We start from the raw sequence: 25284 nt of genomic DNA on the forward strand, positions 1-25284 counted from the left end.
GGGGTGATCTCCGGGTATGACCACGGTCTGTCTCGTCGGCGACGCCGAGACGGACCTGCGGTACGAACTGCTCTCGCGCGAGACCGCCCGCGACGCGCTCGCCACCTACGACCTCCGCTCCCCGTTCGAGAACTCCGTCGCGCTCGACACGGTCAGCCTCGGCGCGGCCGTCTCGCTGTGCAACGATCTCAACTGGTATCTGGTCCGGTTCGTCGAGGAGACGCTGATCCGCGAGCCGTCGATCTCGACCGACGAGTGGCTCTCTCGCGACCTCGCGACCGCCGTTCGCACCGACAAGATCCGCCGCGAAGAGACCGACCGCTTCCTGAAGCTGTACGGCGTCGACGACGGCCGACTGGTCGAGCCGATGTATCTCGCGCGAAGCGACGGAGCCGACCTCCCGACGTACGACCTCCGCGACGTGGACGAGACGGTCCGCGTCAGAGTCACCCGCGGGGAGTTCGAGCGCTGAGTATCGATCCTCCCTCCGCGATCCGATCCGGTTCAGTCCGGTATCGTTCGGTCCAGTCCGGTCCAGTCCCCTCCGGCATAGTTCGGCCCGGACGGGCCGGATCCCGCGCTCAGCCGTACAGGCCGGTCGACATGTATCGCTCGCCGGAGTCCCAGAACACCGTGAGCACGAGCGGGTCGTCGCCGGCGACCCCGGCGTCCGGCCGCGGCTCCCATCCGTCGACGGCGATGGGATCGTAGTCGGGATCGTCGCCGGCGACGAACGCCTCCGCAACGTCGCGAGCGCGGACGTTCGATCCTCCCGACGACTGCCCGACGAGGATCCCCTCCTCGCGGGCGAGGCGTCGACACTCCGCCTCCGCCTCGTCGACGCCGACGGTGAGGACGCCGTCGAGCAGGTCCGCGTCGAGGTTCGGACTCACGAACCCCGGTCCCATCCCCTGAAAGCTGTCCGCGGTCGGCTCCTCGCCCGACAGCACCGCCGAGTCCTCGGGCTCGACCGCAACCACGTCCATCGCGGGGAACTCCTCGCGGAGCCGCCGCCCGATTCCGGTGATCGTGCCGCCCGTGCCGACGCCGGCGACGAGCGCGTCCGGCGTCCGCTCGTCGAGTTGGTCGAGGATCTCGACGGCCGTCGTCTCGTAGTGGGCCTCGGGGTTGGCGCGGTTCTCGAACTGGCGGAGCTGGACCATCCCCTCGGCCTCCAACTCGTCGGCGCGGGCCTTCGCGTCGTCGATGTCGCCGTCGACGAGTTCCAGGTCCGCGCCGTAGGCGGCCATGATCTGCCGGCGCTCCTGGCTCTTCGAGGCGGGCATCACGACCGTCACGTCGTACCCCTTCGCTGCACCGACCATCGCCAACCCGATGCCGGTATTGCCGGAGGTCGGCTCGACGAGCGCGTCGCCCGGTTCGATCTCTCCGGCCGCCTCCGCCCGCTCGATCATCCGCAGGGCCGGTCGGTCCTTCGCGGAGCCGCCCGGGTTGCGCGACTCCAGTTTCACCGCGACCGTCGCACCGGCCGGCGAATCGACTCGGACCAGCGGCGAGCCGATGGTGTCGAGTACCGAATCGTCCATGGACGGGATAGTCGCCGCCCGCCTAAAGCCACCCGCGTCGCCGGCAAGCCCTCGGGCGGACGCGACGCACGAGCGCGGGTGTGCCGTCACGGTCCGAGGGGCCCGCCGGTCCGGCGGTCGATCGGTACGACGGCCTCGCCGTCGCTGCCGGCGACGCCGCGCTTAAGCCCGAAACGCCCCAACCCGGGGCATGAGCACGACGCTCGCGACGATGGATCCCGAGACCAGATCCGACGTCGACGTGGACGCCGAGACGCTCGACGTTCTCGGGGCTGAGGGACTGACGTACAAGGTGTGGGGCGGTGACTGGTGTCCCGACTGCACCGGCCAACTGCCGCGGTTCGCGGCCGCCCTCGAGGCCGCGGGCGTCGACGCCGATCGGATCGAGCAGTACCCCGTCGAGAAGGTAGACGGCCGGAAGGAGGGCCCCGGAATGGACGAATACGCCGTCGAGTACATTCCGACGGTGATCGCGTTTCGCGACGGCGAGGAGGTCGCTCGGTTCGTCGAGTCCGCGGACACCGACATCGCGACGTACCTCGCTCGCGAACTCACGGACGTCTGAGACGGGCTCAGTTGATCGTGACGAGCGGCGAACTTTCTTATCGGAACACGGGACCAGCCACCGCGTGGTCTGACGACGACCGCGCGACGGGCGGCGAAACTCCCGGCGACCCCGCCGCGCGCGACGCGAGTCACCGGGTGTCAGCCAAGCGAGATCCGTGGGTAGCGGCGGCCTCGGCTCAGAACGTCGAGAGGTCGCCCTCGATGACGCGGCGGGTCACGTCCGTCACGTTCGCCAGTCGGTCGTCGATGATCGCCGTGGCCTCGCTCTCGATGTCGTCGACATCGACGCCCTCCTCGGTGACGACCTGCGCGTCCGCGACGTGCGGCTCGTCGATGGGGCGGCCGATCTGCGAGAGCAGGCGGACCTGCAGGTCGCGGATGCCGTCGGCCTCCTCGACGACGGCCTCGGCGATGTCCGTCGAGAGGAGGTTGTAGATCTTTCCGATGTGGTTGACGGGGTTCTTCCCCGAGGTGGCTTCCATGCTCATCGGGCGGTTCGGCGTGATGAGCCCGTTCGCGCGGTTGCCGCGGCCGACGGAGCCGTCGTCTCCCTGTTCGGCCGAGGTGCCGGTCGTCGTGAGGTAGATCGAGCCCTCGTCGAGGTCGTCGGCGGTGTTCACCTCGACGCTGACCTCGCGGTCGGTGTAGTCGGTCGCCAACTCCGTGACGAACGTCTCGACGCGCTCGGTCGCCTCACGGTAGTCGTCGATGTCGTCGACGTACGTGTCCACCATCGCCGCGGCGACGGTGATGTCGATCGTGTCGCCCTCGCGCTTGCCCATGATCTTGATGTCCTGTCCGATCTCGGGATGATCGGCTCCGAACGGGCCGTTGAGCTCTCGCTCGGCGTCGAGGACGATCCGTTCGGTCTCGGTCAGCGGCGCGTGGCCGACGCCGAAGGAGGTGTCGTTGGCCATCGGGACCTGTGCGCCGTCCTCGCCGAAGACGTCCTGGAGATCGCCGGAGCCCTCGCCCAGGTCCACGTCCAAGATCAGGTCGCTGCCGAGTTCCAGTTCCGGGAGGTTCGCCTCCAGGTACGCGCGAGCCGACTCCAGGGCGGTGCGCTCGACCGGGAACGTCAGCTCGGTGCCGTCCTCGAGTTCGTACGTCTTGGTCGCTCGACCGACGATGAGCACGTAGATCGGATCGAGCGTCTCGCCGCCGCCGAACGCGGGCGCGGCCCGGCCGGCGACCAGCTGCGTCTCGTCGGTATTGTAGTGGAGCACCTTCCCCACGCGGTCGAGATACAACTGCGAGAGCCCGCGAGAGACCGCCTCCGCGATCCCGTCGCAGATCGAGTCGGGATGTCCGAGCCCCTTGCGTTCGACGATCTCTACCTCCTGATCTTCGACCGCTCGGCGGTCGAGTTCGGAGACCTGAATGTTCCTCATTGGTCGCGGTGAGGAGACCCGCCGAACTATAACTTGCGAAAACAGATACGGACGGCTGGATTACCGCGAGCTATTATTTGGCGAATCTTGCGAGTCTAACAGGAGACCGAGGTAGGAGGTACGGATCTGATCTGTGGGGTCGAGTCCCAGGTCGACGAGCGTCGCCGTCGCGCCCTCCCGTGCGGACTCGATGTCGTCGGCCGTCGCCTCGGTCTCGACCTCGACGAACTCGCCCAAGCCCGACACGTCGTCGAGCGTGACGGTGTAGCCGTCGAGTCGGTGGAACTCGCGGTCCTTCTCGACGGTCGCGGCCGGTTCGAAGCCGAGTCCCGCGAAGATTCCCGCGGTGGCGTCCGCATCGTCGACGGCGGTCTCGCGTTCCTCGCGGGTCTTCGATTCGGCCTCGACGAGCGGTCCCTTGTAGGTGAGTTTCGTCTCGGTTCTCGTCTCCTCGGGCCCGAGGTCGTCCGCCTCGACGACCGTCTCGCTGCGGACCCGAAGCGCCTCGTCGGTCTCCGCGAAGTCACGGTGAGGCGCGTCGTAGTAGGTGTCGACCTGTCGGACGGTCGCGACCCGCTCGGCCCCCGCGGCGTCGAGTCGGTCGCGGACCGCGTCGTGGTCCGCCCGAGTCTTCAGTTCGACCTCGAACACGTGGCGAACGTCGATCGGCCGGGTGAAAAGCGTGCCGCGAACCGACGGAAGTCGCCGGATCGGATGATCCCGTCGATTCGAGTCGATCCCGACGCTTGCGGGCGATCATCGCGAGGTATCGACGCCCGACCGAAACGTGACTGTTAAGAAGCGCACGAGCGACGGTGCGCACATGAGCGAAGAAGAGCAGGCGGAGGCGGCCGAGGCCGCCGACGCCGGCGATGAGGCGAGCGAGGAGGTCGACGACGAGGAGTCGACCGACGATGGAATCCAGAACGGCGACTTCGTCCGACTGGAGTACACCGTCCGCACCGTTCCCGGCGAGGACGAGGATGAGGGCCGCGTCGTCGACACGACCTCCCAGGAGGTCGCCGAGGAGGCCGGCATCGACGACGACGAGTACGACTTCTCCCCGCGAACGATCGTCGTCGGCGAGGGCCACGTGTTCGCCTCCGTCGACGACGACCTGATCGGTCGCGAGGTCGGCGACAGCAACGTCGTCGCCGTGCCCGCCGACGAGGCGTTCGGCGAGTTCGACCCCGACGACGTGCGCACCGTCAGCGCCGAGAAGATCCCGGAGGACGACCGCTACCCCGGCGCGCAGGTCACCATCGACGGCGATCAGGGCTACGTCGAGACGGTCATCGGCGGGCGCTCGCGCGTCGACTTCAACCACCCGCTGGCCGGCGACGACCTCGAGTACGACTACGAGATCCTCGACCTCGTCGACGACGACGAGGAGAAGGCGGCCGCCATGATCGGGATGTACCTCCAGGAGACGCCCGACGTTCGCATCGAGGAGGAGACCGTCGAGGAGGAAGTCCCCGTCGAGGTCCACGAGGACGAGGAGACCGGCGAGGTCGACAAGGAGATGGAACTGCAGGAGGTGACCAAGCGCTCGCTGTACATCGAGGCGACGCCGATGATGCAGATGAACCAGCAGTGGATGTTCTCCAAGCAGCAGATCGCTCAGGACATCATGGGCCGTCTCGGCCTCGACCGCGTCGTCATCGAGGAGGTCATCGACGGCTCCGGCGGCGGCATGATGGGCGGTATGGGCGGCATGATGGGCGGCATGGGCGGTATGGGCGGCGGCGACGTGGAGGAGGCGCTCGACGACGTCGACATGGACGACGTAGACGTCGACGCCGACGAACTCGTCGAGGAGCTCGAGGACGCCGAAGAGTAACGGACTCGCGCAACTCCCGTTCGCACCGGTCGTCCCGAACCGACACCAATTACTCCGACGGATTCGTCCCCACCACCGATGGATCTGGCCGACGTTCGCGAGGATCTGATCGTCGCCGGGACGGCCGCCCTCGGGGCGGTCGTCCTGGCCGTCGGGGTCGACCTGCTCGCCGGGATTCCCGTGTCGACGCCGGCGCGACTCGCGCCGCTTGTCGTCTATTTCGCGTACCTCTTCACGCGCAAGGGCGGCCCCTACGCCGCCGTCGACACCCCGCGAAACTGGACCGTGCTCGTCGTGCTCGTCACCGTCGGTGCGGCCGCGTACGCCGTGTTCGTGTGAGGGCCGTCGAATACGAGCGGGTTCGCCGGTCGCGACCCTTAACAGCATCCGGGCACTACGCCGGGTATGAGCATCGAGACCGACGCCACGGAGGCCGCGACGGACGATCAGGTCGAGGCGCTGGCGTCCCGTCTCGGCGACGCGATCGCCGACATCCCGGAGTACCGTCGGTTCGAGGAGGCGCAAGCCGCCGTCCAAGCCGACGATGAGGCCCAGGAGCGCATCTCGGAGTTCGAGCGACTCCGACAGGAGTTCGCGATGGCCCGACAGGCCGGCCGCGCGGACCAGGAGACGATGCGGAAGGTCCAGGAGGCCCAGCGCGACCTGCACTCGCTGCCGGTCATGGAGGAGTACGTCGACGCACAGGACGAGCTTCAGGACCGACTCGAAACCCTCAACGAGGCCGTCTCCGCGCCGCTCGAGGTCGACTTCGGCGGCGAGGCCGGCGGCTGCTGTCAGGACTGATCGACGAGCGACGGCGTCGCCGACGCGGTCCCGCGACCGTTACCGTTGAACTCGACCCGAAGTTGAAACCCGATAGCGACGCAGCCGCCCCATGCTCGCGGTCACCGGCGGCAAGGGCGGAACGGGGAAGACGACGACCACGCTGGGTGTAGCCGCCGCGCTGGCCCGGCGCGGGGTCGAGACGGTAGCGGTCGACGCCGACTGGGACCTCCCGGATCTGGGCGCGCTCGCCGGCGTTCCGAGGCGGTCCGAGTCGATCGTGTCAATCGAGTCGATCGGACCCGTCGACGCGGACGACCCGACGGACGCCGTCGAGCCGGTCGTCGACCCCGGCGTCGAGTCCCGTTCGTTCCCGGGGGTTCGCGTGGTTCCGGCCCCGACGGATCCGGCCGACCGCGACCCCGGGCGGTCCCTTCGCGCGGTCCGGTCGTCGCTGGCGACCGGGATCGCCGGCCTCCTCGACTGTCCCGCCGGCGCTGGCCCGGACGCGGTCGCGCCGCTGCGGGTCGCCGACGCCGCCCTGCTCGTGACCGAGCCGTGTGCCGCGTCCCTGCGGGACGCCGCCAAGGCGGGCGAGATGGCACGGGCGCTCGACGCCCCCGTGGTCGGCGCGGTCCTCACGCGCGCCCGGTTCGTCCCCCCGGGAGTCGCCGACCTGCTGGGCTGCTCGGTGCTCGCGTGCGTCCCCCGAGCCGACTCGCCCGTGCTGTCCGCGGAGCCCGTGCGCGCCAGCTACGACGACGCCGCGGCCGCGCTCGCGGAGACGCCGGCGGCGAACGTGCCGCTCGAGCGTGAGAAACCGTTAAATCCCGGAGGGTCGTGACGTATTGACATGGCTGAGCGGCTCCCGACCGGCATCGAGGTGCTCGATCGCCGGCTCGACGGCGGGATCCCCGCGGGCAGCATCGTGCTGTTCTCGGCGGATCCGGCGAGCCAGTCGGAGCTGCTGTTGTACGAGCTCACGGCCGCGCGCGCCACGCTGTACCTCACGACGCTGCGCTCGGATCAGGCGGTGAGCGACGCGCTCGACCGGACGCGCTCGCGGGTCGGCGACCCGACCGTCCGCGACGTCGGCGGCGACGCCCCGCTCGACGCCGCGAACCGGCTCGTCGGCGCGCTCCCCGAGGGTGCGAACCTCGTGATCGACGCGCTCGATCCGCTGGAGCGGAGCGAGCGAGCGCGCTACCGGCGGTTCCTCTCGGAACTCCAGACGGCGATGGTCAACACCGGCAGCGTCGCGTTCCTCCACGCGATGAAGGGCGGCGACGAGCCGGCCAACCGCGCGGTCACCGAGCACGTCGCGGACGTGGTGTGGGACCTCGACACCCAGATCCGCGGCAGCGACGTGGTCAACCGCCTCGCTATCCCGAAGTTCCGCGGCGGCCGCGCGCTCGATGAGACGGTGAAGCTGAAACTGGAGGAGCGCGTCGCCATCGACACCTCCCGCGACATCGCGTAGCCGGCGGCGACGCCGCGGTCGTCGGCCGGCGCGTTCCGCCCCGCTTTTGGTCCCCGCGGCCGCCGCTCGCGTATGGTGTCGCTACTGCCTGCAGTCGGGCTGGCCGTCGTCGGAACAGCGATCGTGTGGGTCGCCGGCGGCAGGCTCGAGGCGGCGAGCGAACGCCTCGGCGCACACTACGGCCTGCCGGCGGTCGTTCAGGGGGCCGTCATCGCCGCGATCGGCTCGTCGTTCCCGGAGCTGACCAGCGTCGTGGTGTCGGTGCTGCTCCACGGCGACTTCGATCTCGGCGTGGGCGCGATCGTCGGCTCGGCGGTGTTCAACGTCCTCGTCATCCCCGGGTGGAGCGCGCTCCGGGGCCGCGGGCTGGAGGCCGATCGCGACGTGGTGTACAAGGAGACGCAGTTCTACATGCTCGCGGTCGCGGTCCTCCTGCTCACCTTCTCGCTGGGCGTGATCTACGCGCCGCAGCCGACCGGCGAGGGCCTCACCGCGACGCTCACGCGTCCGCTGGCGCTGATCCCCCTCGCGCTGTACGGCGTCTACCTGTTCATTCAGTCGCAGGACGTCTCCGACCACGACGCCCCCGGCGTGGACGACGTGAACCCGGTGCGCCAGTGGGCGCTGCTCGCGGGGTCGCTCGTCGCCATCCTCGTCGGCGTCGAGGCGCTCGTGCAGGCGGCGCTCGCGTTCGAGACGGCGCTTGGCGTTCCCTCCGCCGTCTGGGGGCTCACCGTCGTCGCCGCAGGGACGAGCCTCCCCGACACCGTCGTCTCTGTGCGCGCCGCGGAGGCCGGCCGCGGCCCCACCAGCCTCGCGAACGTCCTCGGAAGCAACACGTTCGACCTGCTGGTCGCCATCCCCGTCGGCGTCCTGCTCGTGCCCGGCGGCACGGTCGACCTGAACTTCGGGACGGCCGTCCCGATGATGGGCTTTCTCACCGTCGCGACGCTCGGCTTCCTCGTGGTGACGCGCACGGACCTCGAACTGAACCGACCCGAGGCGGTCGGCCTCCTGAGCCTGTACGGCGTGTTCCTCGTCTGGATGGTGCTCGAGTCGCTCGGCGTCACCGCGCTGGTGCCCGGCATCTGAGCCGAGCTACAGCACCCGCCCCTCCGCGACCGGCACGACCGCCCCGCCGACCTCGACGACCGGGTCGCCGGCGGCGTCTCGCTCGGCGCGCAGTCGAAGCCTCGACGGGCGACCCATCTCGTAGCCCTGCTCGACCGTCGCCGACACCGGGCCGTCGCCGAGGAACCGGTGTTCGAGCAGCCACCCCGCGAGACAGCCCGCCGCCGATCCCGTCGCGGGGTCCTCCGGGACGCCGGCGTAGTCGGCGAACACCCGGGCGTGGAGGTCGCCGCCGTCGACGCCGCCGCGTGCGACGACGAGCACGTTGTGTTCGCCGAACGCGTCGATGAACTCGGCGTACTCCGGTTCGGTCGTCGCGGCCCGCCCGACGGCGTCGACGGACGCGAGCGGCACCACCAGCGTCGGGAGCCCGGTCGACACCGCCTGCACGGGCACCGACTCGTCGACGTCGGCGGTATCGAGGCCGAGCACGGGCGCGATCACGTCGGCGGGCACCGTCTCGCCGAACTCCGGCGGGACCTGGCGCATCCAGTACTCCTCGTGGCCGGATTGCCCGTCGTCTGGCGTCTCGTCGTTGCCGTCGGTCCCGTCGCCGACCTCGTCGCCGTCGACCCCGTCGCCGTCAGCGGTCCGTTCCTCCACCCACACGTCGATCGGGCCGACCCCGAGGTTCAGAGTGAGGCGATCGGATTCGTCGTCGCCGATCAGCTCGCGCTGGACGGCCGCGGTGCCGAGCGTCGGATGACCCGCGAACGGGATCTCCTCGGCCGGGTCGAAGATCCGCACGGCGCGGCCGTCGTCGGTCTCGTCGCCGACGAACGTGCACTCGGAGAAGTTGGTCTCGCGGGTGAGCGCGAGCGCCTCCTCGGCGTCGACGTCAGCGGCGTCGTGGAAGACGGCGAGCTGGTTTCCGGTGAATCGCTCGCCGTCGCGGGCGAACACGTCGACGACGTGGTACCGAAGTCCCCGGATCGACGGGGAGCCGCCGTCGGCGACGCGAGGTCGACGGTCGCGGGTCGGACGATCGTCCATGTCTCGGAATCCGCGTGCCGGCGTCAAGGGCGTATCGGCGGCGTGACAGCGACTCTCGCGGGGCCTGCCGGAGCGGGTCTCTTAACCGCCTCGGGGAGCTACCGGTGCGCAATGAGTCAGCGGAGCGAGGGCGACCTCACCAACACGGGGATGTCGCTCAAACACGACCGCGAGTGGGACTACGAACTCGACCGCATCGTCGAAGCGGTCGAGGAGCGCGACGCCGACAAGGTCGGCCTCCAGTTCCCCGAGGGGCTGAAGCGCCGCGCGCCCGCGGTCGCCGACGACCTCCGAGAGCTGACCGACGACGTGACGTACCTCATCTCGGGACAGCCGTGTTACGGCGCGTGCGACCTCGACACCTTCCTGATGCGCCGGTGCGACGTGTTCGTCCACTTCGGTCACTCGCCGATGAAGGAGTCGGACAAGATCATCTACGTCCCCCTGTTCTCCAACGTCGACCCCTTCCCGATCATGGAGGAGTCCCTCGAGGAGCTCGCCGATCCCGACGACGACCCCGACGTGGGACTGGTGACGACCGCCCAGCACATGAACCTCTTCGGCGACATGGTGGACTGGCTGGAAGAGCGCGGCTACGAGGTCCACACCCGCCGCGGCGACGACCGCCTCACCCACGAGGGGCAGGTGCTCGGCTGCAACTACGCCAGCGCCGACATCGACGCCGACCAGGTCCTCTACGTCGGCGGGGGGAAGTTCCACCCGCTCGGACTCGCGATGGAACACCCCGAAAAGACGGTCGTCATCGGCGACCCCGTCAACAACGTCGTCACGATCGCCGACACCGAGAAGTTCCTGAAGCAGCGCTACGGCGCGGTTCACCGCGCGATGGACGCCGACACCTTCGGCGTCATCTTCTGTACGAAGATCGGGCAGGGACGGTGGGACCAGGCCGAGGAGATCGTCGAGAACAACGACAACGCCCACCTCATCACGATGGACGAGGTGACGCCCGACCGCCTCCGCAACTTCGACTTCGACGCGTTCGTCAACACCGGCTGTCCGCGCATCACGACCGACGACGGCCCGCAGTTCCACAAGCCGATGCTCACCCCCGGCGAGTACGAGATCGCCGTCGGTAACAAGCCGCTCGAGGACCTGGAGTTCGACACGTTCCACGGGACGTGGTGAGCTGACCCGCACGCGGATCACAAGCTATTCGTCGTCGGCGCGGGCGTCTCCGACGATGCCCTCCACACGCTCGATCCCCCGAGCCGTCGGCGCGTGCGTCGCGCTCGCGTTCGTCGGCACGGTCACGGCACAGTCCGGCGTCGGCGACCCGGGATCCGGGAGCGTCGCCGTCGATCTGACGTTCAGCTTCGTCGGCGGCGTCGTCGTGAACCTCGTCCTGGCGGGGATCCTCGTCGCGGTCGCGCCCGAGTACGCCGGAGATACGATCGCGGAGATCCGCGACGATCCCGGCGATGCCGTCGTCTGGGGGCTCCTCGTGAGCATCGGCGGCCTCGTCGCCGTCGTCGTGCTCGCGATCACGATCATCGGGATACTGGTCGCGATTCCGCTGGCGCTCGTCCTCGCGGCGGTCAGCGTCGCCGGCACCGCGGTCGCGGTGGTCCTCGTCGGCGCGCTCCTCACCGACTCCGAGCGTCCGTCGGGAACCGCCGTGCTCGCCGGATCACTCGCGGTGGGGCTGATGGGCGCGATCCCGGTGATCGGCGGGCTCGCGACCTGGGTCGTCACCCTCCCCGGCGTCGGCGTCGTCGGTCACGACCTCTATCGGTCCGTCCGCGGGTGAGGGTCCGACCGGGTCGCCGCCGGGTGTGAACCGGACCTCGTCAGTTCGCTCGTGTGGCCCGCCTCAACTCGGTCGCTCGAACGTCTGCGCGTCCACTCTGTCGACGTACTCGGCGATGTTGTCGCGCATGGTCGCGAACCACAGCGTTCGATCGACTCTCGCGTCCATGCTCTCCCCGTTCGTGCTCTCGGGCATATGCTTTCGGGACACGATACCACGGGTGATAGTTACACGCTCGTTTCCGGCCTCGACGGAGTCGGGCCACGGACCGGGTCGGTCGCCACCGCCGGGAAGTCGGTCGCTACCGCGGGAGCGAGCCGACAAGGCTTACCCGGTGCTCTCGGAACCGGGCCGTATGAGCGACGAGCGCGACCCGAGCGACCCGCGGATCGCTTCCGACTGGGGCGAGTGGCTCCCGCGAACGATCGAGGCGGCCGAGCCGGACGGGCTCGCCGTGTGGTATCTGGGCTGTAACGGCTTCGTATTGAAGGCGAGCGACGATACGAGCGTCTGGATAGATCCGTACGTCGGGCTCGGGGACCCGCCGCGGACGGTCCGGATGATCCCGGTGCCGTTCGACCCGCACGACGTGTACGACGCCGACGCCGTGCTGGCCACCCACGAGCACACCGACCACACGCACGGCCCCTCGCAGGCACCGATCCTCGCGAACTCCGGGGCCGACTTCTACGCGGCCGACGACTCGCTTTCGGTGACCGACGAGGAGGCGTGGACCGACGGGTGGGACGTGACCGACGACCAACTGCACGAGGTCGCGGAGGGCGACAGCTTCGCGGTCGGCGGCGTGGAGGTCGACGTGGTCCGCGTCAACGACCCCGACGCCACCCACCCCGTCGGGTACGTGCTCCGCCACGGCGACGTGACCGTCTTCCACGGCGGCGACACGAAGCCGCGGGACGGGTTCGACGACCTCGGCGAGTCGTACGACATCGACCTGGCGGTCGTCGCGTTCGGCTCCGTCGGACGCGTCCCCGACAAGCGGACCCGCGAGCCCGAGCGGACGCGGTGGTACTGCGACGAGAACCAGGCCGTCGAGGTCGCCGAGGCGCTGCGGGCCGACCGCCTGCTCCCGAGCCACTGGGACATGTGGAAGGGCCTCACCGCCGACCCGACCGCGCTCCACGAACACGTCCGGGGGTTCGAGTACCCCCGTCGGCTGGACGTCGTCGAGATCGGCGACCGACTCGACCTCTGAGGGGCGTCGTCCGCGACGACATCGGCGACACCGGCGACGGACCCTCAGGATTTTTCACCCATTCACGACAGACGGAGCATATGGATCACGCGTTGGCAGTTGTCGGTCCGACGGAGACGGCGAAGGCGCTGACGCGGGAGGCGGGAGAGCTCGCCGCCGGCGTCGACGCCGAGTTGACGCTGTTGCACGTCACCGACGAGGACGTGTACGACGAGGAGCGCGAGGAGCTCGCGCGCATCTCCCGGGGCGACTCGACGTACAGCGTGGGACAGGCCGTCGAGGGCGCACGGTCGTACGCCTCCGACATCGGACGGGAGGTGCTCTCGGACGTGGACATCGACTACGACGCCGTCGGCACGGTCGGCGACCGCGCGGAGACCGTGCTCGCGGAGGCGGACCGGCGCGGCTGCGATCACCTGTTCGTCGCCGGTCGAAAGCGCTCGCCCACCGGGAAGGCGCTGTTCGGCGACGACACCCAGAAGATCATCCTCGACGCCGAGATGGCCGTCACCGTGATCACCGAGTGACGAACCGATTCCGGGACCGGCGGAACCTACCCCGGCGACTGAGCCGCCGTCGCCGCCGGAATCGCCCACGTCCCGGCCACAGAAGTCGATAATCGGCCCGGTGGCTTTTTATCCCACCTGCGGCTGCGTGTACCCATGAGCCAAGGGTCGGACGTCCACGACACCGTGACCGTCGAGGGTGACGGTGTCGCCGTCGAGAAACGTTTCACCGCCGACGAGTTCCCCGTCCCCGCAGTCGAGTTCACCCTCCGATCGGACCGCGAAGAGGAGGTGGAGTTCAGACTCGTCGACGAGATCCCGGAGGACTTCCCGATGGACCGGATCGGTTTCCATCCGGAGTACGAGTCCGAGCATTGGACGGCCTATCAGGACCACCGCGTCGAGTACCGCCGCCGGCTCGCCCCCGGCGAAGAGGTGGTGACCGTCTACGGGATCCGAACCGACGACCCGGACGAGGGCGAGCGATTCTTGGGCGACCCGACGATCGCGGAGGTGACCGAAGACGACGACCCCGTCGGCGACGTGGCCGACGTGATCGGCGACGACTCCTCGCAGGCCGTTCGCGACGTGCTCGCGGGCGACGACGCCGTCGACGAGGGAGAGGACGACGCCGACGGACTCGACCTCGCGGCCGCCGAGGACGACCTCGACGCCGGCGACCCCGACCCGCTGGCGACCGACGACGAGGATGCTGACGAGTCCGCCGACGAGCGCGACGCGCTCGCGGACGACCCGCTCGACGACGGCCCGCTCGACGACGATCCGCTCGGGCTCGAGGACCCCGGTGACGCCGACGGTGTTGACGACGACGACCCACTCGCCGCGAGCGAGGACGAAGCCGACGACCTCGCGAGCGAGGCCGACGCCGCTGAGACCGGGGCGGACGAGGGCGACGGGGTCGATGCCGACGAGGGCGACGGCGACGAGATCGACATCGACGACCCGCTCGCCGGGGACGAGGACGATTCCGGTACCGCGGACGCAGACGAGACCGACCTCGACGAGGCGGACGGATCGGACGAGCCGCCGGAACCGGCGGCGGCCGCTGGAGTTGCCGGAGCCGCCGGAACCGCCGGAACCACCGGCGTCGCCGCCGCGTTGGCCGAGGAGCTTCGCGCGGGCGACGTCTCGGCTGCCGACCGCGAGACGCTGACCGAGGAGCTCGAACTCGACCACTCGACGAGCGTCGACGCGCGGATCGCCCGGCTCCAGTCGAAAGTCGAGGACGTGGCGGCGTACTCGGACGCGCTCGAGGAGTTCATCGACGAGAACGGCACGGCCGAGGAGTGGATGGACGGGCTGCAGGCCGACCTGGAGGAACTGGACGAGTCCGTCGAGGAGACGTGGACGGAACTCGACGACGCCGCCGACGAGCGCGAGTCGATCCGTGCGGAGGCGGAGACAGCGCGCTCGGCTGCTGACGCCGCCAGCGAAGAGATTGACTCCGTCAGTAATGAGGTCGACTCCGTCAGCGATGAGGTCGACTCTATCCGCGGGACGGTCGACGACCTGGGGGAGGACCTCGAGGAGACGACTGACGACCTGGAGTCGTCGCTGGCCGACGTGCGCGCCGAACTCGACGAGCTGGCCGAGGAGGTCGCCGACGACGACGAGGCGGTCGCGGAGGTGCGCGAGGAGCTCGGCGACCTCGCCGACGAGATGGAGTCCGTCTCGGCGATGGTCGACGACGAGATCTCCGAGATGCGCGCCGAGATGGAGGCCGTCCACGACGAACTCGCGGAGTTCGAGCAGTTCCGCGAGCGGCTCTCGTCGGTGTTCGGGCCGGGGGGAGCGGGCGGGGCGGGTGAGAGCGACGCGGACGACGCGGACGAGAACGATGCGGACGGCGCGGACGACAACTGACCAGACTCTCTCGGACTCGATCCCGATCTGACCGGGTCGGCCGTACCGGACCGGCGGAACCGGACCGCCGGAAGCGCTCGGACGAAACGCGCCGCTTTTGCACGGGGACCTCGACGGTTCGCCAATGAGCGATCCCGTCTCCGTTGCCGTCCCCCGCAAGGGGCGTCCGCTGGAGGCCGCCCTCGAACGACTCGCGGCGGTCGCCGGCGACGACGCGGCGACGCTCGCCGACGACATCTCCTCGACGTTGCGCTACGAGAAGGCGGTGACCAAGGGAGTGAAGACCGCCGCAGACGGCGTCTACGACCGTCTCGCCGCCTACAGCGACACCGCGGGCGGCGGCCCGGAGTACACGCTGGTTCGCGACGACCGCGAGGGCCACCCCCGGCGGATCGTCCTCGACTCGGCGACCGTCGTCGTCGACGGCACCGAGGTACGCCTCGTCGGCCGCGAGGAGCCGTTCCGCGCGCTTCGCACGCACGAGTTCGCGCTGGGGTTCGATTCCGCGGACCTCGTGTTGGAGGAGGTCGTCGGCATCGAGTCCGCGGGGCTGTCCGATCTGGCCGACGTGAACGCCCGGATCGACCCCCGTGACACCGACGTTCGTATCGCAACCGGTCTGGGCGACACCGTCCGCCACACGCTGATGGCCACCCCCGAGGTCGCTCCCGCGGGGACGGCCCTCGATCGCGCGTTCCTCGCCGACTACGAGGGACCGCTGTGTATCTCCCCGCGCTACGAGCGACTCGTCGAGGCGATCCTCGGCACCGACGTGCTCGCGGACGTGTCGTTCGTCTACCCCGACCCGGGCCAGGAGGAGGAGGCGGCGATCAGCGAGGCCGGGATCGGCGTCTACCTCACAGTCACCGGCGGGACCGCGCGCGAGCACGGACTCGTGCTCGGGGAGGACCTGTTCCCCAGCGAGACGGTGCTCCTGGAGAACGAAGCGGAGGCGACGCGCACGACGCGCTCGCTGGAGATCGCACTCGCGGAGGGCGTCGAGACGGCGCTCTCGCCGGAGTAGTCGGAGGCCGTCGCGGCTCCGCTCGGCGCTCGCCAGTCGCTCCGTTTCCCGGTCACCACTCGCCCAGGTTCCTCAGTCACCCCTCGCCGTCTCACGTCGGAATTTGCCGAAGCAGCAGCTGCGATCCCCGTTCTCGCGTGTCGCGCTCGAACCGATCGCGCAAGAGCCGTGTCGTCCCACCTGTCCGGTTTCATATCGCGAAATGGAGTTTAAACGACTGCGTTCCGTTGACCACGCGGACGACCGACACGGCCGCGAACCGTCAGAGCTACCCCCGAACCCCCGAATCGGCGGGTATGTTCGATTCGCTGTTCCCCGAGGGGACGCAGCCGGTGGTCGGAATGGTCCACCTCCCGGCGCTGCCGGGCGCGCCGAGGTTCGACGGCGACCGGGATGCGATCGTCGAGGCGGCCGAGCGCGACGCCCGCCGACTCGCCGCCGGCGGCGTCGACGCGATCATGGTCGAGAACTTCGGCGACGCGCCGTTCTACCCTGACGACGTTCCGAAACACGTCGTCGCGAGCATGACTCGCGCCACCCGAGCGGTCGTCGAGGCGGTAGACGTACCCGTGGGCGTGAACGTCCTCCGCAACGACGGCGACGCCGCTGTGTCGGTCGCGGCCGCCGCCGGGGGCGACTTCGTCAGGATCAACATCCACACGGGGGCGCGCGTGACCGACCAGGGCGTCATCGACGGGACCGCACACGAGACCATGCGCCTGCGCGAGCGCCTCGACGCCGACGTGGCCGTGCTCGCCGACCACGACGTGAAACACTCCGCGCCGATCGCCGCCCGGGGGTTCACTGCCGAGTCCGTCGCCGACGGCGTCGAGCGCGGCCTCGCGGACGCCGTCGTCGTCAGCGGCACCGGCACCGGTCACGAGACGGACCGCTCCGACCTCGCTCACGCCGTCGAGCGCCGCGACGCGAACGACCTCGACACGCCGATCCTCGTCGGTAGCGGCGTCACCGCCGATACTGTCGGGGAGATCCTCGAGCTCGCCGACGGCGTCATCGTCGGCACGGCGTTGAAGCAGGACGGCGACGTCGGAAATCCCGTTTCGGAGGACAGGGTGCGGGAACTCGTCACGTCCGCTCGCTCGTAGAGAAGCCGAGAGGGCGCGGCGAATCGGAGCTACCGGTTCGCGAGGAACGATTCGATCTCCGTCCGGGTCGCCAGCCCGCCCCGTGCGCCGTTTTCCGTCACGTTCAGCGCGCCGGCGGCCGCGGCGAACCGGCCGGCCTCGCGGGCGGGAGCGTCCGCGAGGATCCACCGATCCACGAGCGCTGCGACGTAGGCGTCGCCCGCACCCGTCTCGTCGACGACGGACACGTCGAACGCCGGGAGGTCGTACAGCCCGTCAGCGTCCGCAAGCACAGCGCCGTCCTCGCCGCTCGTCACCGCCACTCGCGATGCGCCGCGTTCACGCAGCGTCTCGGCCGCCTCCCCGCCGGTACAGCCCAGATACGACTCGGCCGCTACCTCGCCGACGACGAACAGCGCGGCCGACTCGACCCACCTGTCGACGGTCTCCTCGCGGGCACCGCGGCCCGAGAGCTCCGCCAACGGCCCGGAGAGGTCGAACACGAACGGCGGCGCTTCGGCGCGGTCCGCGATATCGAGCGCCTCGCGGTGAACCGAATCAGGGTTGTACGCCGTGAGGAAGGCGGCGTCAGCGTCTGCGAGGTAGCCCCGGTCGGCGTCGTCGAGGCGAAGACGCCTGGCGGATTCACCCGCGGTGACGATGCTCCGTTTCCCGTCGCCGTCACGGAGTATCACGCAATGTGTGCTCGTTCCGTCTCGCCGCCGGATGCGGGCGTCGTTCACCGGAAGCGCCGCGAGGTTTTCGGCGACGCGTGCGCCGACTTCGTCGTCGCCGAGGCGGGCGATCAGCCCGGCCGACCGATCGAGTCGGGCGCACGCGAACGCGACGTTCGCGCCGACGCCGCCGAACGACTCCTCCACGGCGGGGGCGTACGCGCCGCCGTCGGCCGCCGGGAGGTTCGTCACCGGGTACGTACGGTCGACGGTGGCCGCGCCGACGCTCACGACGGCAGGGGTGTCGCCGGATGCGGGGATGTCACCGGAGTCGGGAGTGTCACCGGAACCGACGGCGTCGCCGTCGCCGGCGTCATCGGACGCGACCATCGCTCACTCCTCAACGAGCGGGAACTGCGCGAGTCGCGCGGCCGCCATCGCCGTGAGTCCGCGAGCCGTCACCGAGTCCGACGAGCGCTCGCGGTGGCCGACGACCATCCCATCGAAGTCCGCGACCGGGACGAACCGGACCTCGGTCCCCTCGGGCCCCACGTCGACGAGGCAGTACCCCTGCGGGAACGAGCACGTCGTCGGCATCATCAGCTCGCGGGTCGGCCCCTGTCTCGCCGCGGAGGGCATGTGGAGGTGACCGGTGAGCAGCAGCGGCACGTCGTGGCGGGTCAGCGTCTCGACGAACGGCTCCGGGTCGTCCATCTCCGGGGGGACGAACATGTCGGGCTCGGCCAGGTCGCGGTGCTCGTGGACCTGCTCGGACATCGCGGGGAGGTTGTGGTGTGCGAGCACGACCGGCGCGTCCGCCGACGGAAGCGTCTCCTCGAGCCAGTCGATCTGTTCGTCGGTGACGCGACCCTCGTGAGAGTCGTACAGCCACTCCTCGGTACCGGCGGTGTTGAGCCCGAGCACGTCGACTCCGCCGATCTCCACGTGAAAGGGGAACCCCTCGCCCTCGGGCGTGTAGCGCTCGGCGAACTCCGCCATGGGGAGGTTCTCGTGGTCGTACCCCTCCTTGGGTACGTCGTGGTTGCCGGGAATCGAATAGAAGGGGGCGTCGAGACCCGTCGCCAGCTCGTCGAACCGGTCGAAGTTCCACGGTTCGCCGTCTTTCGTGATGTCGCCGACGCACAGCGTCGCGTCCACGTCGCGTTCGGCGATGTCGGCGACCGCGTTGGCGACGTGCGTCTCGGTGTGCTCGAACAGCTTCGAGGTCCCGGACTCCCGCGTCGAGAGGTGCGGGTCGGCGATGACTGCGAGCCGCGTGCGTTCGTCCGCGGTCGGCCGAGAGAGGCTGGCCATGAGCGATCCGGACGGCGATCCGTCGCGATCGAGGGGAGCGACCATATCGCCCCGTGGGACACCCGGACCAAAACGCCCCCGGTCGCGGTCGCCGAGTCCCACGCCGACGGGATCAGGCTCAATCGGCCGATCAGTAACTGACGTTCATGTCGAATGCATAGACGTGGATTATAGAGGGATACGTAGTACTGGATACCACCACATGGACGCGGATGACAAGTTATTTTGTCCATCACCATTCGTATCCACGTGATGTCCGAGGACACCACTCGGCGACGCTTCCTCACGGCGGCAGGCTCGGGCGTGGCGGCCGCGCTCGCGGGTTGCTCCGGGAACCAACCGAACGAACAATCGACCGATACCGCGGCCGACACACCCAGTTCGACGGACACGGCGACAGCGACGCCGGAATCCGAGCGGGAGTACACCGGCGGAACCCTCCAGTTGGCCTCCAACGGTCCGGTCCAGACGCTCGACCCGATAAACGCCAAGGGGTCGGGCGCTGGCTATAACCAGTACAACGGCACGCTCATGGCGTTCGAGAACGGCGACCTCCCGCCGGTCGCCGGGCTCGCGACGGACTACGAGGTCTCAGACGACGGGCTTACCTACACCTTCCAGCTCCGGGAGGGAGTCCAGTTCCACAACGGCGACGAACTGACGGCGCAGGACTTCGTCTACTCGTGGGAGCGGCTCGCGGGTGCCGAGGAGACCCGCAACGCCGACGACATCGTCGGCGACACGTTCGCCATCGACCACGAGAAGCAGGACGACTTGGACGGCGTCTCGGCGTACATCCCCGGGACCCTCGCCGTCGAGGCGGTGGACGACTACACCTTCGAGTTCACGATGGCGACCCCGTTCACGGGCACGATGTCGCAGATCGCCAGCGGCACGTTCGCCCCGATCCCCGAGGGCGCGGTCGCGTACCCGAAGGACTACGAGGACCACGAGGGCGTCGACGGCCTGATGTGGGAGGGTGAGTACGAGTACAACGAGTACTTCTCCACGTCGGGTGACGGCCCGTTCTTCGCGGGTACGGGGGCGTTCCAGATCGACGCCTGGAGCAAGGGCGACCAGATCCGTCTGTCGGCGTTCGAGGACTACTACGGCGAGGGGCCGTACATCGACGAAATCGTCTACACCGTGATCGGGAACCAGCAGACGCGGTTCTCCCGGTTCAAGAACGGGAACCTCGACATCCTCCTAGAGGGAATGCCGACGGCGGCGTTCAACTCGGATCGGCGGTCCATCGACCGCGACCGCGGTACCTATCGCACGGGCACCTACGAACTCGACAACGGAACCACCGTCAACTACGGGGAGGCTCCGACGCTGTCGACGGATTACCTCGTCTTCAACGCCGCGCGGACCCCGAAGCCGGTCCGGCAGGCGATCGCCCACCTGATCAACCAGGAGCGCATCTCCCAGGACGTGTACAAGGGGCTCCAGCCCGCGGCGTACCACCTCACGCCGCCGGGCGCGTTCATGGCCCGGGAGGGCGAGAACCCCGGCGAGAACTACAACAAACACTACCAGGACGGGCACCGCAACCGGATGGATCAGTTCTCGGACGGCTATCCCTACGGCGTCGGCGAAGCACGGATCGACGAGGCCCGGCGCATCATGGAGGAGGCCGGCTACAGCGAGGACGACCCCTACGAGGTCGAGTTCACCGTGTTCTCCGGTGACGGCGCTTGGGACTCCATCGCTCAGACGCTGCGCGACAAGGCGACGGCCGCCTACATCGACATCAACATCGTCAAGGCCGACTTCGGGACGATCATCGGACAGGCCCTCGACGGGGCGATGGACATGTTTTCGCTGGGCGACGGGATGGAGTGGCCGGAGTCGGACAACTTCCTCCGGTTCATCCCGCCGTACGACAACCCCAGCGGGATGTTCACTCGGTGGACCTACCAGGTGGTCTGCTCGGACGTCGACTTCGACGGCGACGACGGCGACACCGTCGGTTCGAACGTCTACGCGGAGCTCGACGGCGACTTCCCCGAGGACCACGTGAAGGTCGACACCGAAAACAACGAGGTCCGAGTCGCGATCGAGGACGTCACTCCCGACGAGTTGGAATCAGCGATCAACGACGCCGGCTACAACTACGGCGAGGCCGAGTCCACGCAGGCGGAGTTCGACCCGCTGATGCCGGAGTCGGACCGCGAGTGGGACACGTACCTCGAGAACCGCGGACCGGGCGAGGATGCGGTCCGTGCACGCGACGAGGTCTACTACTTCCAGGAGGAGGTCAACTGGGCCGCCGTCCAGGAACTCCCGCTCGTTCACTCCGTCTCCCAGCGGCTCTGGCAGGATCGGGTGAACGTCCGCATGGCCGGGACCATGGAGAACCAGACGTTCAACACCCTCACGCTCCAGGACCAGGACGGCAACTGACACGACCGAGCGCCGGCCTCCTCGATTCAACAGTATTTTTGTAGTGCGATCGAAGTGACCAACGAGACCCCCTGACCTCCGAAACACATGAACCGGCTGAAATACATCGTCAAGCGCGTCCTCATGTCCGTCCCGGTCCTGTGGTTGGGAACCAGTATGACCTGGTTCATCATCTACCAGGGTCCCGTGGACCCCGCCGCCAACCTCCTGAGCGGAAACGAACGACTCACGGAGGCGAAGTACGAGGCGGCCCGGACCGAACTCGGCCTCGATCAACCCCCGTTACAGCACTACGTCGACTGGATGTGGAACCTGTTCACGCTTGATCTCGGACAGACGTGGCTGGTGTACACCGGCTCTAACGTCGGCGCGCTGGTGCTCGATTTCCTGCCGCGGACCGTCTGGCTCGGCTTCTGGTCGGTGCTCATCGCGATCTGCATCGGCGTACCGCTGGGCTTCTACGCCGGGATCCGCTCGAACTCCGTCGCCGACTACATCGCCTCCGTTTCGGGGATCGTCTGGCGCGCGATGCCGAACTTCTGGCTCGCGGTGATCCTCCTCGCGCTGCTGGTCGGCTCGGAGTCGCTGTTCGGCTTCGACTGGGACACCTTCTTGATCGACTTGCCCTCCGGTGTGACCGGGAACCCCGGACTCTCGTACATGGCCGGCGACCCGCTCGCCCTCTTCACGCAGCCGCGAGAGACGCTCGCGGCGATCAAGAAGATCCTGCCGGCCGCGCTCGTGTTGGGCTCGGCGTCGATGGGCAACGAGATGCGTATCGGGCGGACCGCGGTCCTCGAGACGAAGAACGAACAGTACGTCGACTTCGCTCGTGCACGCGGCGTTCCCGGACGAGCGATCGTCTGGAAGCACGTGTTCAGGAACGCGCTCGTCCCGCTGGTTCCGGTGATCACCACGGAGGCGTTCCTCCTCATCGGCGGCAGCGTCCTCGTCGAGTCCGTGTTCGGGATCAACGGGATGGGGAAGCTGTTCTTCGACGCCGCGATACAGGGCGACCTCCCGCTGGTCGGGTCGCTGATGTTCGTGTTCATCGTGCTCATGCTCACCATCAACATCGCACAGGACATCCTCTACACCTTGATCGACCCCCGCGTGGGCTACGACGGGACCTGATATCATATGGCGACACCAACCAGAACCCTCACCGATGGCGAGGCCGCACCGCTTCGAGATCGAATCACCGCGAACCCCCGCCCTGCGGCGACCTGGCTGGCCGTGGCCGCCGTGCTGTTCGCGCTCCAGGCCGGAGCAATTGCGCAGTTCCTGGCGGCGGCGCTCGCTGACGCCGCGGCCGCGCTGCCGGGGGTCGCCGCCCCTGCGGCCGTGCTCGCGCTCGAACGGGCGGCCGACGCCGTCCCGACGCTGCTCTCCCGCGAGACGATCCCGAACCGAGGGTACTACGACGGGAGCGGTTACGTCGGGACGTTCCTCGGGTTATCGCCGGACCTGGCGTGGCTGCTTCGGGCGGGGCTCATCTACGCGTACTCGTTCGCGACGCTGGGCTGGCTGTGGGTCGGTTACGAGCGGTACCGTACCCACTACCGGATCGCCGACTGGACCCCGCGTGACGACGTGATCGACCGGTTCCGGAGCCACAAGTGGGGGCTGTTCGGCGTCGCCGTCGTCGCGATGTTCTTCGTGATGGTCCTGTTCGCGCCGGCGCTCAGTCCCACGACGACGGCGGCGAACCTGGAGAACCCCTACCAGCACGAGGTGACCTACTGGGCAGACGGGGGCACGCAGACGGTCACCGTCGGGCAGGCGAACTTGGGATCGCAGTCCCAGGGAACGCCACAGGAGAACGTCGGTCCGATGCAGTACGACGACTACGGCCGGATCCACCCGTTCGGGACGCTACCGAGTGGAAAGGACCTGTTCACGTTCATCGCCCACGGGTCGCGGATCTCGTTGATCATCGGTTTGGTGTCGGTCGGCCTCTCCGTGTCGATCGCGATCGTCCTCGCGCTGGTGACGGCGTACTACCGGGGGAAGATAGACCTCGGCGCAGTACTCGTCTCTGACGCCGTGATGGGGATGCCGCAGTTGCTCCTGCTCATCATGCTGTCCGTGATCCTCTCCGGGACGTGGGTCGGGAAGATATACTCGGGGGCGTTCGTGCTCGCGTTGATCTTCGCGGGCACGGGCTGGCCGGCGATGTGGCGGTCGTTCCGCGGCCCGGCGTTGCAGGTGTCGAACCGCGAGTGGGTCGACGCCGCGAAGTCGTTCGGACAGACGCCCACGGCGATCATGCGAAAACACATGCTCCCGTACATCACCGGCTACGTGCTCGTGTACGGGTCGATGACGTTGGGCGGGGCGATCATCGCCATCGCCGGGCTCTCGTTCCTCGGGCTGGGTGTCAACCCGCCCACGCCCGAGTGGGGACGAGCGGTCAACGCGGGGCAGGACTACGTGACGACCGCCTCGTGGCACATCTCGCTCATCCCGGGAATCCTGATCACGCTCGTGGTGACGGGGTTCAACGCCCTCGGCGACGGCGTTCGCGACGCTATCGACCCCGAGTCCGACGCCGAAAGCGAGAACGCCGCGAGCGGTCGCGGGGGTGGTGCCTGATGCGACCGAACGGGGCCGACGGCGGCGACGCGCTCCTCGAGGTCGAGGGGCTGACGACGGTCTTCCACACCGACAAGGAGACGATACGCGCGGTCGACGACGTCTCCTTCGCCGTCGGGGAGGGCGAAACCCTCGGGATCGTCGGCGAGTCCGGCTCGGGCAAATCGGTCACGGCACGGTCGATCCTCGGGTTGATCGACTCCCCCGGCGTCATCGAGTCCGGCTCGATCCGGTTCCGCGGGAACGAGCTGACCGACGACAACTGGGACACGCACCGCGGCGACATCTCGATCGTGTTCCAGGACCCGAGCAACTCGCTCAACCCGGTGTACACCGTCGGGAATCAGATCCGCGAGACGCTGCGGATCCACCAGGGGCTGCGGGGCCAGGAGGCCCGCGATGAGGCCGTCCAGTTGCTCGAGTCGGTCGGGATCCCCGACGCCAGACGACGGGTTACCGAGTACCCGCACCAGTTCTCCGGCGGGATGCGCCAGCGGGCGGTCATCGCCGTCGCGCTGGCGTGCGATCCGGACCTGCTCGTGTGTGACGAGCCGACGACCGCGCTCGACGTGACGATCCAAGCGCAGATCCTGGAGCTGCTCGACGACCTACAAGACCGAGAAGACCTCGCGATCGTGTTCATCACCCACGACATGGGCGTCATCGAGGAGACCGCCGATCGGGTGAACGTCATGTACGCCGGCGAGATCGTGGAGTCGGCTCCCGTCGACGAACTGTACGACGGGCCACAGCACCCGTACACGCGAGGGCTGCTCGCGTCGATCCCCGGCCGGACGGTCTCCGGCGACCGGCTGCCGACGATCGGCGGCGAGGTCCCCACCCCGACAACCGAGCCGACCGACTGTCGGTTCGCCGATCGCTGTCCGGAGGCGTTCGATGCCTGCGACCGCGTCCATCCGGAGCCGATCCGGGTCGGTCCCGACCATACTGCCGCGTGTCTGCTCCACGAGGAGGAGTACGATCGCGACCTCGACGCCGGCGATCCCCGGGAAGAGGGAACCCCTGACGGCGACGCCGTCGCCGATGGAGGTGATCGCGTGTGAGCCACAACGACGC

At 68.9% G+C, this 25284-nt stretch carries 25 protein-coding genes; 19 read left to right on the plus strand and 6 right to left on the minus strand.

Going from position 1 to position 25284, the window contains the following annotated elements; translation table 11 throughout:
- Positions 1-16: 16 nt before the first annotated feature.
- Complete coding sequence (locus Hbl1158_RS09930; protein WP_234297089.1) at positions 17-472, plus strand: DUF5804 family protein; 456 nt, start codon at positions 17-19, stop codon at positions 470-472.
- 109 nt (positions 473-581) lie between these two features.
- Here Hbl1158_RS09930 and Hbl1158_RS09935 read toward each other — a convergent pair whose 3' ends face one another.
- Positions 582-1547, minus strand: a complete 966-nt coding sequence (locus Hbl1158_RS09935) for a PLP-dependent cysteine synthase family protein (protein WP_234297090.1) — start codon at positions 1545-1547, stop codon at positions 582-584.
- A gap of 190 nt (positions 1548-1737) precedes the next feature.
- Here Hbl1158_RS09935 and Hbl1158_RS09940 point away from each other — a divergent pair, with 190 nt between their 5' ends.
- Entirely contained in the window at positions 1738-2112 is a 375-nt protein-coding gene (locus Hbl1158_RS09940) for a thioredoxin family protein (RefSeq protein ID WP_321169938.1), read from the plus strand.
- A 178-nt stretch (positions 2113-2290) separates the two neighbouring features.
- Here Hbl1158_RS09940 and Hbl1158_RS09945 read toward each other — a convergent pair whose 3' ends face one another.
- Both Hbl1158_RS09945 and cyaB read right to left on the minus strand, forming a co-directional pair.
- Positions 2291-3505, minus strand: a complete 1215-nt coding sequence (locus tag Hbl1158_RS09945) for a methionine adenosyltransferase (protein ID WP_234297091.1) — start codon at positions 3503-3505, stop codon at positions 2291-2293.
- A gap of 60 nt (positions 3506-3565) precedes the next feature.
- A complete protein-coding gene (gene cyaB, locus Hbl1158_RS09950) occupies positions 3566-4156 on the minus strand; it encodes a class IV adenylate cyclase (RefSeq protein WP_234297092.1) in 591 nt (196 codons plus the stop codon).
- A 172-nt stretch (positions 4157-4328) separates the two neighbouring features.
- On the opposite strand from cyaB, the gene Hbl1158_RS09955 reads away from it, so the two are divergent.
- The 6 genes from Hbl1158_RS09955 (at position 4329) to Hbl1158_RS09980 (ending at position 8700) form a co-directional block, all read left to right on the plus strand.
- On the plus strand, positions 4329-5345 hold the full coding sequence (locus Hbl1158_RS09955) for a peptidylprolyl isomerase (RefSeq protein WP_234297093.1): 1017 nt from the start codon (positions 4329-4331) through the stop codon (positions 5343-5345).
- Positions 5346-5423: 78 nt separating this feature from the next.
- Positions 5424-5684 (plus strand): hypothetical protein, encoded by a 261-nt coding sequence (locus Hbl1158_RS09960; protein ID WP_234297094.1) that lies wholly within the window; start codon positions 5424-5426, stop codon positions 5682-5684.
- 66 nt (positions 5685-5750) lie between these two features.
- Positions 5751-6149, plus strand: a complete 399-nt coding sequence (locus Hbl1158_RS09965) for a YlbF family regulator (RefSeq protein WP_234297095.1) — start codon at positions 5751-5753, stop codon at positions 6147-6149.
- A gap of 91 nt (positions 6150-6240) precedes the next feature.
- Positions 6241-6972 carry a P-loop NTPase gene (locus tag Hbl1158_RS09970; RefSeq protein ID WP_234297096.1) on the plus strand — a complete coding sequence of 244 codons (732 nt, stop codon included), beginning with the start codon at positions 6241-6243 and terminating at the stop codon, positions 6970-6972.
- A 9-nt stretch (positions 6973-6981) separates the two neighbouring features.
- Positions 6982-7608: a transcriptional regulator gene (locus Hbl1158_RS09975; RefSeq protein ID WP_234297097.1), complete on the plus strand. Its 627-nt coding sequence runs from the start codon at positions 6982-6984 to the stop codon at positions 7606-7608.
- 72 nt (positions 7609-7680) lie between these two features.
- A complete protein-coding gene (locus tag Hbl1158_RS09980) occupies positions 7681-8700 on the plus strand; it encodes a sodium:calcium antiporter (RefSeq protein ID WP_234297098.1) in 1020 nt (339 codons plus the stop codon).
- 6 nt (positions 8701-8706) lie between these two features.
- Here Hbl1158_RS09980 and Hbl1158_RS09985 read toward each other — a convergent pair whose 3' ends face one another.
- Positions 8707-9732 carry a PhzF family phenazine biosynthesis protein gene (locus Hbl1158_RS09985; RefSeq protein ID WP_234297099.1) on the minus strand — a complete coding sequence of 342 codons (1026 nt, stop codon included), beginning with the start codon at positions 9730-9732 and terminating at the stop codon, positions 8707-8709.
- Between the two features lie 111 nt (positions 9733-9843).
- Here Hbl1158_RS09985 and dph2 point away from each other — a divergent pair, with 111 nt between their 5' ends.
- The 7 genes from dph2 to Hbl1158_RS10020 all read left to right on the plus strand — a co-directional run bounded on the left by dph2 (position 9844) and on the right by Hbl1158_RS10020 (position 17239).
- A complete protein-coding gene (gene dph2 / locus Hbl1158_RS09990) occupies positions 9844-10881 on the plus strand; it encodes a diphthamide biosynthesis enzyme Dph2 (RefSeq protein ID WP_234297100.1) in 1038 nt (345 codons plus the stop codon).
- A 55-nt stretch (positions 10882-10936) separates the two neighbouring features.
- Positions 10937-11503, plus strand: coding sequence for a hypothetical protein (locus Hbl1158_RS09995; RefSeq protein WP_234297101.1), 567 nt, complete (start codon positions 10937-10939; stop codon positions 11501-11503).
- Positions 11504-11858: 355 nt separating this feature from the next.
- Positions 11859-12719: an MBL fold metallo-hydrolase gene (locus Hbl1158_RS10000; RefSeq protein ID WP_234297102.1), complete on the plus strand. Its 861-nt coding sequence runs from the start codon at positions 11859-11861 to the stop codon at positions 12717-12719.
- 80 nt (positions 12720-12799) lie between these two features.
- Positions 12800-13246, plus strand: a complete 447-nt coding sequence (locus Hbl1158_RS10005; protein WP_234297103.1) for a universal stress protein — start codon at positions 12800-12802, stop codon at positions 13244-13246.
- 135 nt (positions 13247-13381) lie between these two features.
- A complete protein-coding gene (locus tag Hbl1158_RS10010) occupies positions 13382-15109 on the plus strand; it encodes a hypothetical protein (protein ID WP_234297104.1) in 1728 nt (575 codons plus the stop codon).
- 124 nt (positions 15110-15233) lie between these two features.
- The gene (locus Hbl1158_RS10015) at positions 15234-16133 is read left to right on the plus strand and encodes a hypothetical protein (protein WP_234297105.1); all 900 of its coding nucleotides are present in this window, start codon (positions 15234-15236) and stop codon (positions 16131-16133) included.
- Between the two features lie 296 nt (positions 16134-16429).
- Positions 16430-17239 (plus strand): BtpA/SgcQ family protein, encoded by an 810-nt coding sequence (locus tag Hbl1158_RS10020; RefSeq protein WP_234297106.1) that lies wholly within the window; start codon positions 16430-16432, stop codon positions 17237-17239.
- Between the two features lie 29 nt (positions 17240-17268).
- Here the strand turns inward: Hbl1158_RS10020 and Hbl1158_RS10025 are convergent, their stop codons facing one another.
- Both Hbl1158_RS10025 and Hbl1158_RS10030 read right to left on the minus strand, forming a co-directional pair.
- Positions 17269-18282, minus strand: a complete 1014-nt coding sequence (locus Hbl1158_RS10025; RefSeq protein ID WP_234297107.1) for a carbohydrate kinase family protein — start codon at positions 18280-18282, stop codon at positions 17269-17271.
- A gap of 3 nt (positions 18283-18285) precedes the next feature.
- Positions 18286-19251, minus strand: a complete 966-nt coding sequence (locus Hbl1158_RS10030) for a metallophosphoesterase (protein ID WP_234297108.1) — start codon at positions 19249-19251, stop codon at positions 18286-18288.
- A gap of 207 nt (positions 19252-19458) precedes the next feature.
- On the opposite strand from Hbl1158_RS10030, the gene Hbl1158_RS10035 reads away from it, so the two are divergent.
- The 4 genes from Hbl1158_RS10035 (at position 19459) to Hbl1158_RS10050 (ending at position 25271) form a co-directional block, all read left to right on the plus strand.
- Complete coding sequence (locus Hbl1158_RS10035; RefSeq protein ID WP_234297109.1) at positions 19459-21612, plus strand: ABC transporter substrate-binding protein; 2154 nt, start codon at positions 19459-19461, stop codon at positions 21610-21612.
- 87 nt (positions 21613-21699) lie between these two features.
- A complete protein-coding gene (locus Hbl1158_RS10040; protein WP_234297110.1) occupies positions 21700-22746 on the plus strand; it encodes an ABC transporter permease in 1047 nt (348 codons plus the stop codon).
- A 6-nt stretch (positions 22747-22752) separates the two neighbouring features.
- Entirely contained in the window at positions 22753-24207 is a 1455-nt protein-coding gene (locus Hbl1158_RS10045) for an ABC transporter permease (RefSeq protein ID WP_234297111.1), read from the plus strand.
- Positions 24207-25271 (plus strand): ABC transporter ATP-binding protein, encoded by a 1065-nt coding sequence (locus tag Hbl1158_RS10050; RefSeq protein ID WP_234297112.1) that lies wholly within the window; start codon positions 24207-24209, stop codon positions 25269-25271. Before Hbl1158_RS10045 ends, Hbl1158_RS10050 begins: the two co-directional genes overlap by 1 nt.
- Positions 25272-25284 lie beyond the last annotated feature (13 nt).

Origin of the sequence: Halobaculum sp. CBA1158 (assembly GCF_021431925.1) — an archaeon.
Lineage (GTDB): Archaea > Halobacteriota > Halobacteria > Halobacteriales > Haloferacaceae > Halobaculum.

Excerpts from the sequence above, each read along its gene's own strand:
- Hbl1158_RS09955 (WP_234297093.1), top strand. The coding sequence starts at position 4,329 with ATGAGCGAAGAAGAGCAGGCGGAGGCGGCCGAGGCCGCCGACGCCGGC.
- Hbl1158_RS09940 (WP_321169938.1), top strand. The coding sequence starts at position 1,738 with ATGAGCACGACGCTCGCGACGATGGATCCCGAGACCAGATCCGACGTC.
- Hbl1158_RS10050 (WP_234297112.1), top strand. The coding sequence starts at position 24,207 with ATGCGACCGAACGGGGCCGACGGCGGCGACGCGCTCCTCGAGGTCGAG.
- Hbl1158_RS09935 (WP_234297090.1), bottom strand. The coding sequence starts at position 1,547 with ATGGACGATTCGGTACTCGACACCATCGGCTCGCCGCTGGTCCGAGTC.
- Hbl1158_RS09995 (WP_234297101.1), top strand. The coding sequence starts at position 10,937 with ATGCCCTCCACACGCTCGATCCCCCGAGCCGTCGGCGCGTGCGTCGCG.
- dph2 (WP_234297100.1), top strand. The coding sequence starts at position 9,844 with ATGAGTCAGCGGAGCGAGGGCGACCTCACCAACACGGGGATGTCGCTC.
- Hbl1158_RS09980 (WP_234297098.1), top strand. The coding sequence starts at position 7,681 with ATGGTGTCGCTACTGCCTGCAGTCGGGCTGGCCGTCGTCGGAACAGCG.
- Hbl1158_RS09945 (WP_234297091.1), bottom strand. The coding sequence starts at position 3,505 with ATGAGGAACATTCAGGTCTCCGAACTCGACCGCCGAGCGGTCGAAGAT.
- Hbl1158_RS10000 (WP_234297102.1), top strand. The coding sequence starts at position 11,859 with ATGAGCGACGAGCGCGACCCGAGCGACCCGCGGATCGCTTCCGACTGG.
- Hbl1158_RS09985 (WP_234297099.1), bottom strand. The coding sequence starts at position 9,732 with ATGGACGATCGTCCGACCCGCGACCGTCGACCTCGCGTCGCCGACGGC.
- Hbl1158_RS10045 (WP_234297111.1), top strand. The coding sequence starts at position 22,753 with ATGGCGACACCAACCAGAACCCTCACCGATGGCGAGGCCGCACCGCTT.
- Hbl1158_RS09960 (WP_234297094.1), top strand. The coding sequence starts at position 5,424 with ATGGATCTGGCCGACGTTCGCGAGGATCTGATCGTCGCCGGGACGGCC.
- Hbl1158_RS10035 (WP_234297109.1), top strand. The coding sequence starts at position 19,459 with ATGTCCGAGGACACCACTCGGCGACGCTTCCTCACGGCGGCAGGCTCG.
- Hbl1158_RS10025 (WP_234297107.1), bottom strand. The coding sequence starts at position 18,282 with ATGGTCGCGTCCGATGACGCCGGCGACGGCGACGCCGTCGGTTCCGGT.
- Hbl1158_RS09965 (WP_234297095.1), top strand. The coding sequence starts at position 5,751 with ATGAGCATCGAGACCGACGCCACGGAGGCCGCGACGGACGATCAGGTC.
- Hbl1158_RS10010 (WP_234297104.1), top strand. The coding sequence starts at position 13,382 with ATGAGCCAAGGGTCGGACGTCCACGACACCGTGACCGTCGAGGGTGAC.
- Hbl1158_RS10005 (WP_234297103.1), top strand. The coding sequence starts at position 12,800 with ATGGATCACGCGTTGGCAGTTGTCGGTCCGACGGAGACGGCGAAGGCG.
- Hbl1158_RS10015 (WP_234297105.1), top strand. The coding sequence starts at position 15,234 with ATGAGCGATCCCGTCTCCGTTGCCGTCCCCCGCAAGGGGCGTCCGCTG.
- Hbl1158_RS10040 (WP_234297110.1), top strand. The coding sequence starts at position 21,700 with ATGAACCGGCTGAAATACATCGTCAAGCGCGTCCTCATGTCCGTCCCG.
- Hbl1158_RS09975 (WP_234297097.1), top strand. The coding sequence starts at position 6,982 with ATGGCTGAGCGGCTCCCGACCGGCATCGAGGTGCTCGATCGCCGGCTC.
- Hbl1158_RS09970 (WP_234297096.1), top strand. The coding sequence starts at position 6,241 with ATGCTCGCGGTCACCGGCGGCAAGGGCGGAACGGGGAAGACGACGACC.
- Hbl1158_RS09930 (WP_234297089.1), top strand. The coding sequence starts at position 17 with ATGACCACGGTCTGTCTCGTCGGCGACGCCGAGACGGACCTGCGGTAC.
- Hbl1158_RS10020 (WP_234297106.1), top strand. The coding sequence starts at position 16,430 with ATGTTCGATTCGCTGTTCCCCGAGGGGACGCAGCCGGTGGTCGGAATG.
- Hbl1158_RS10030 (WP_234297108.1), bottom strand. The coding sequence starts at position 19,251 with ATGGTCGCTCCCCTCGATCGCGACGGATCGCCGTCCGGATCGCTCATG.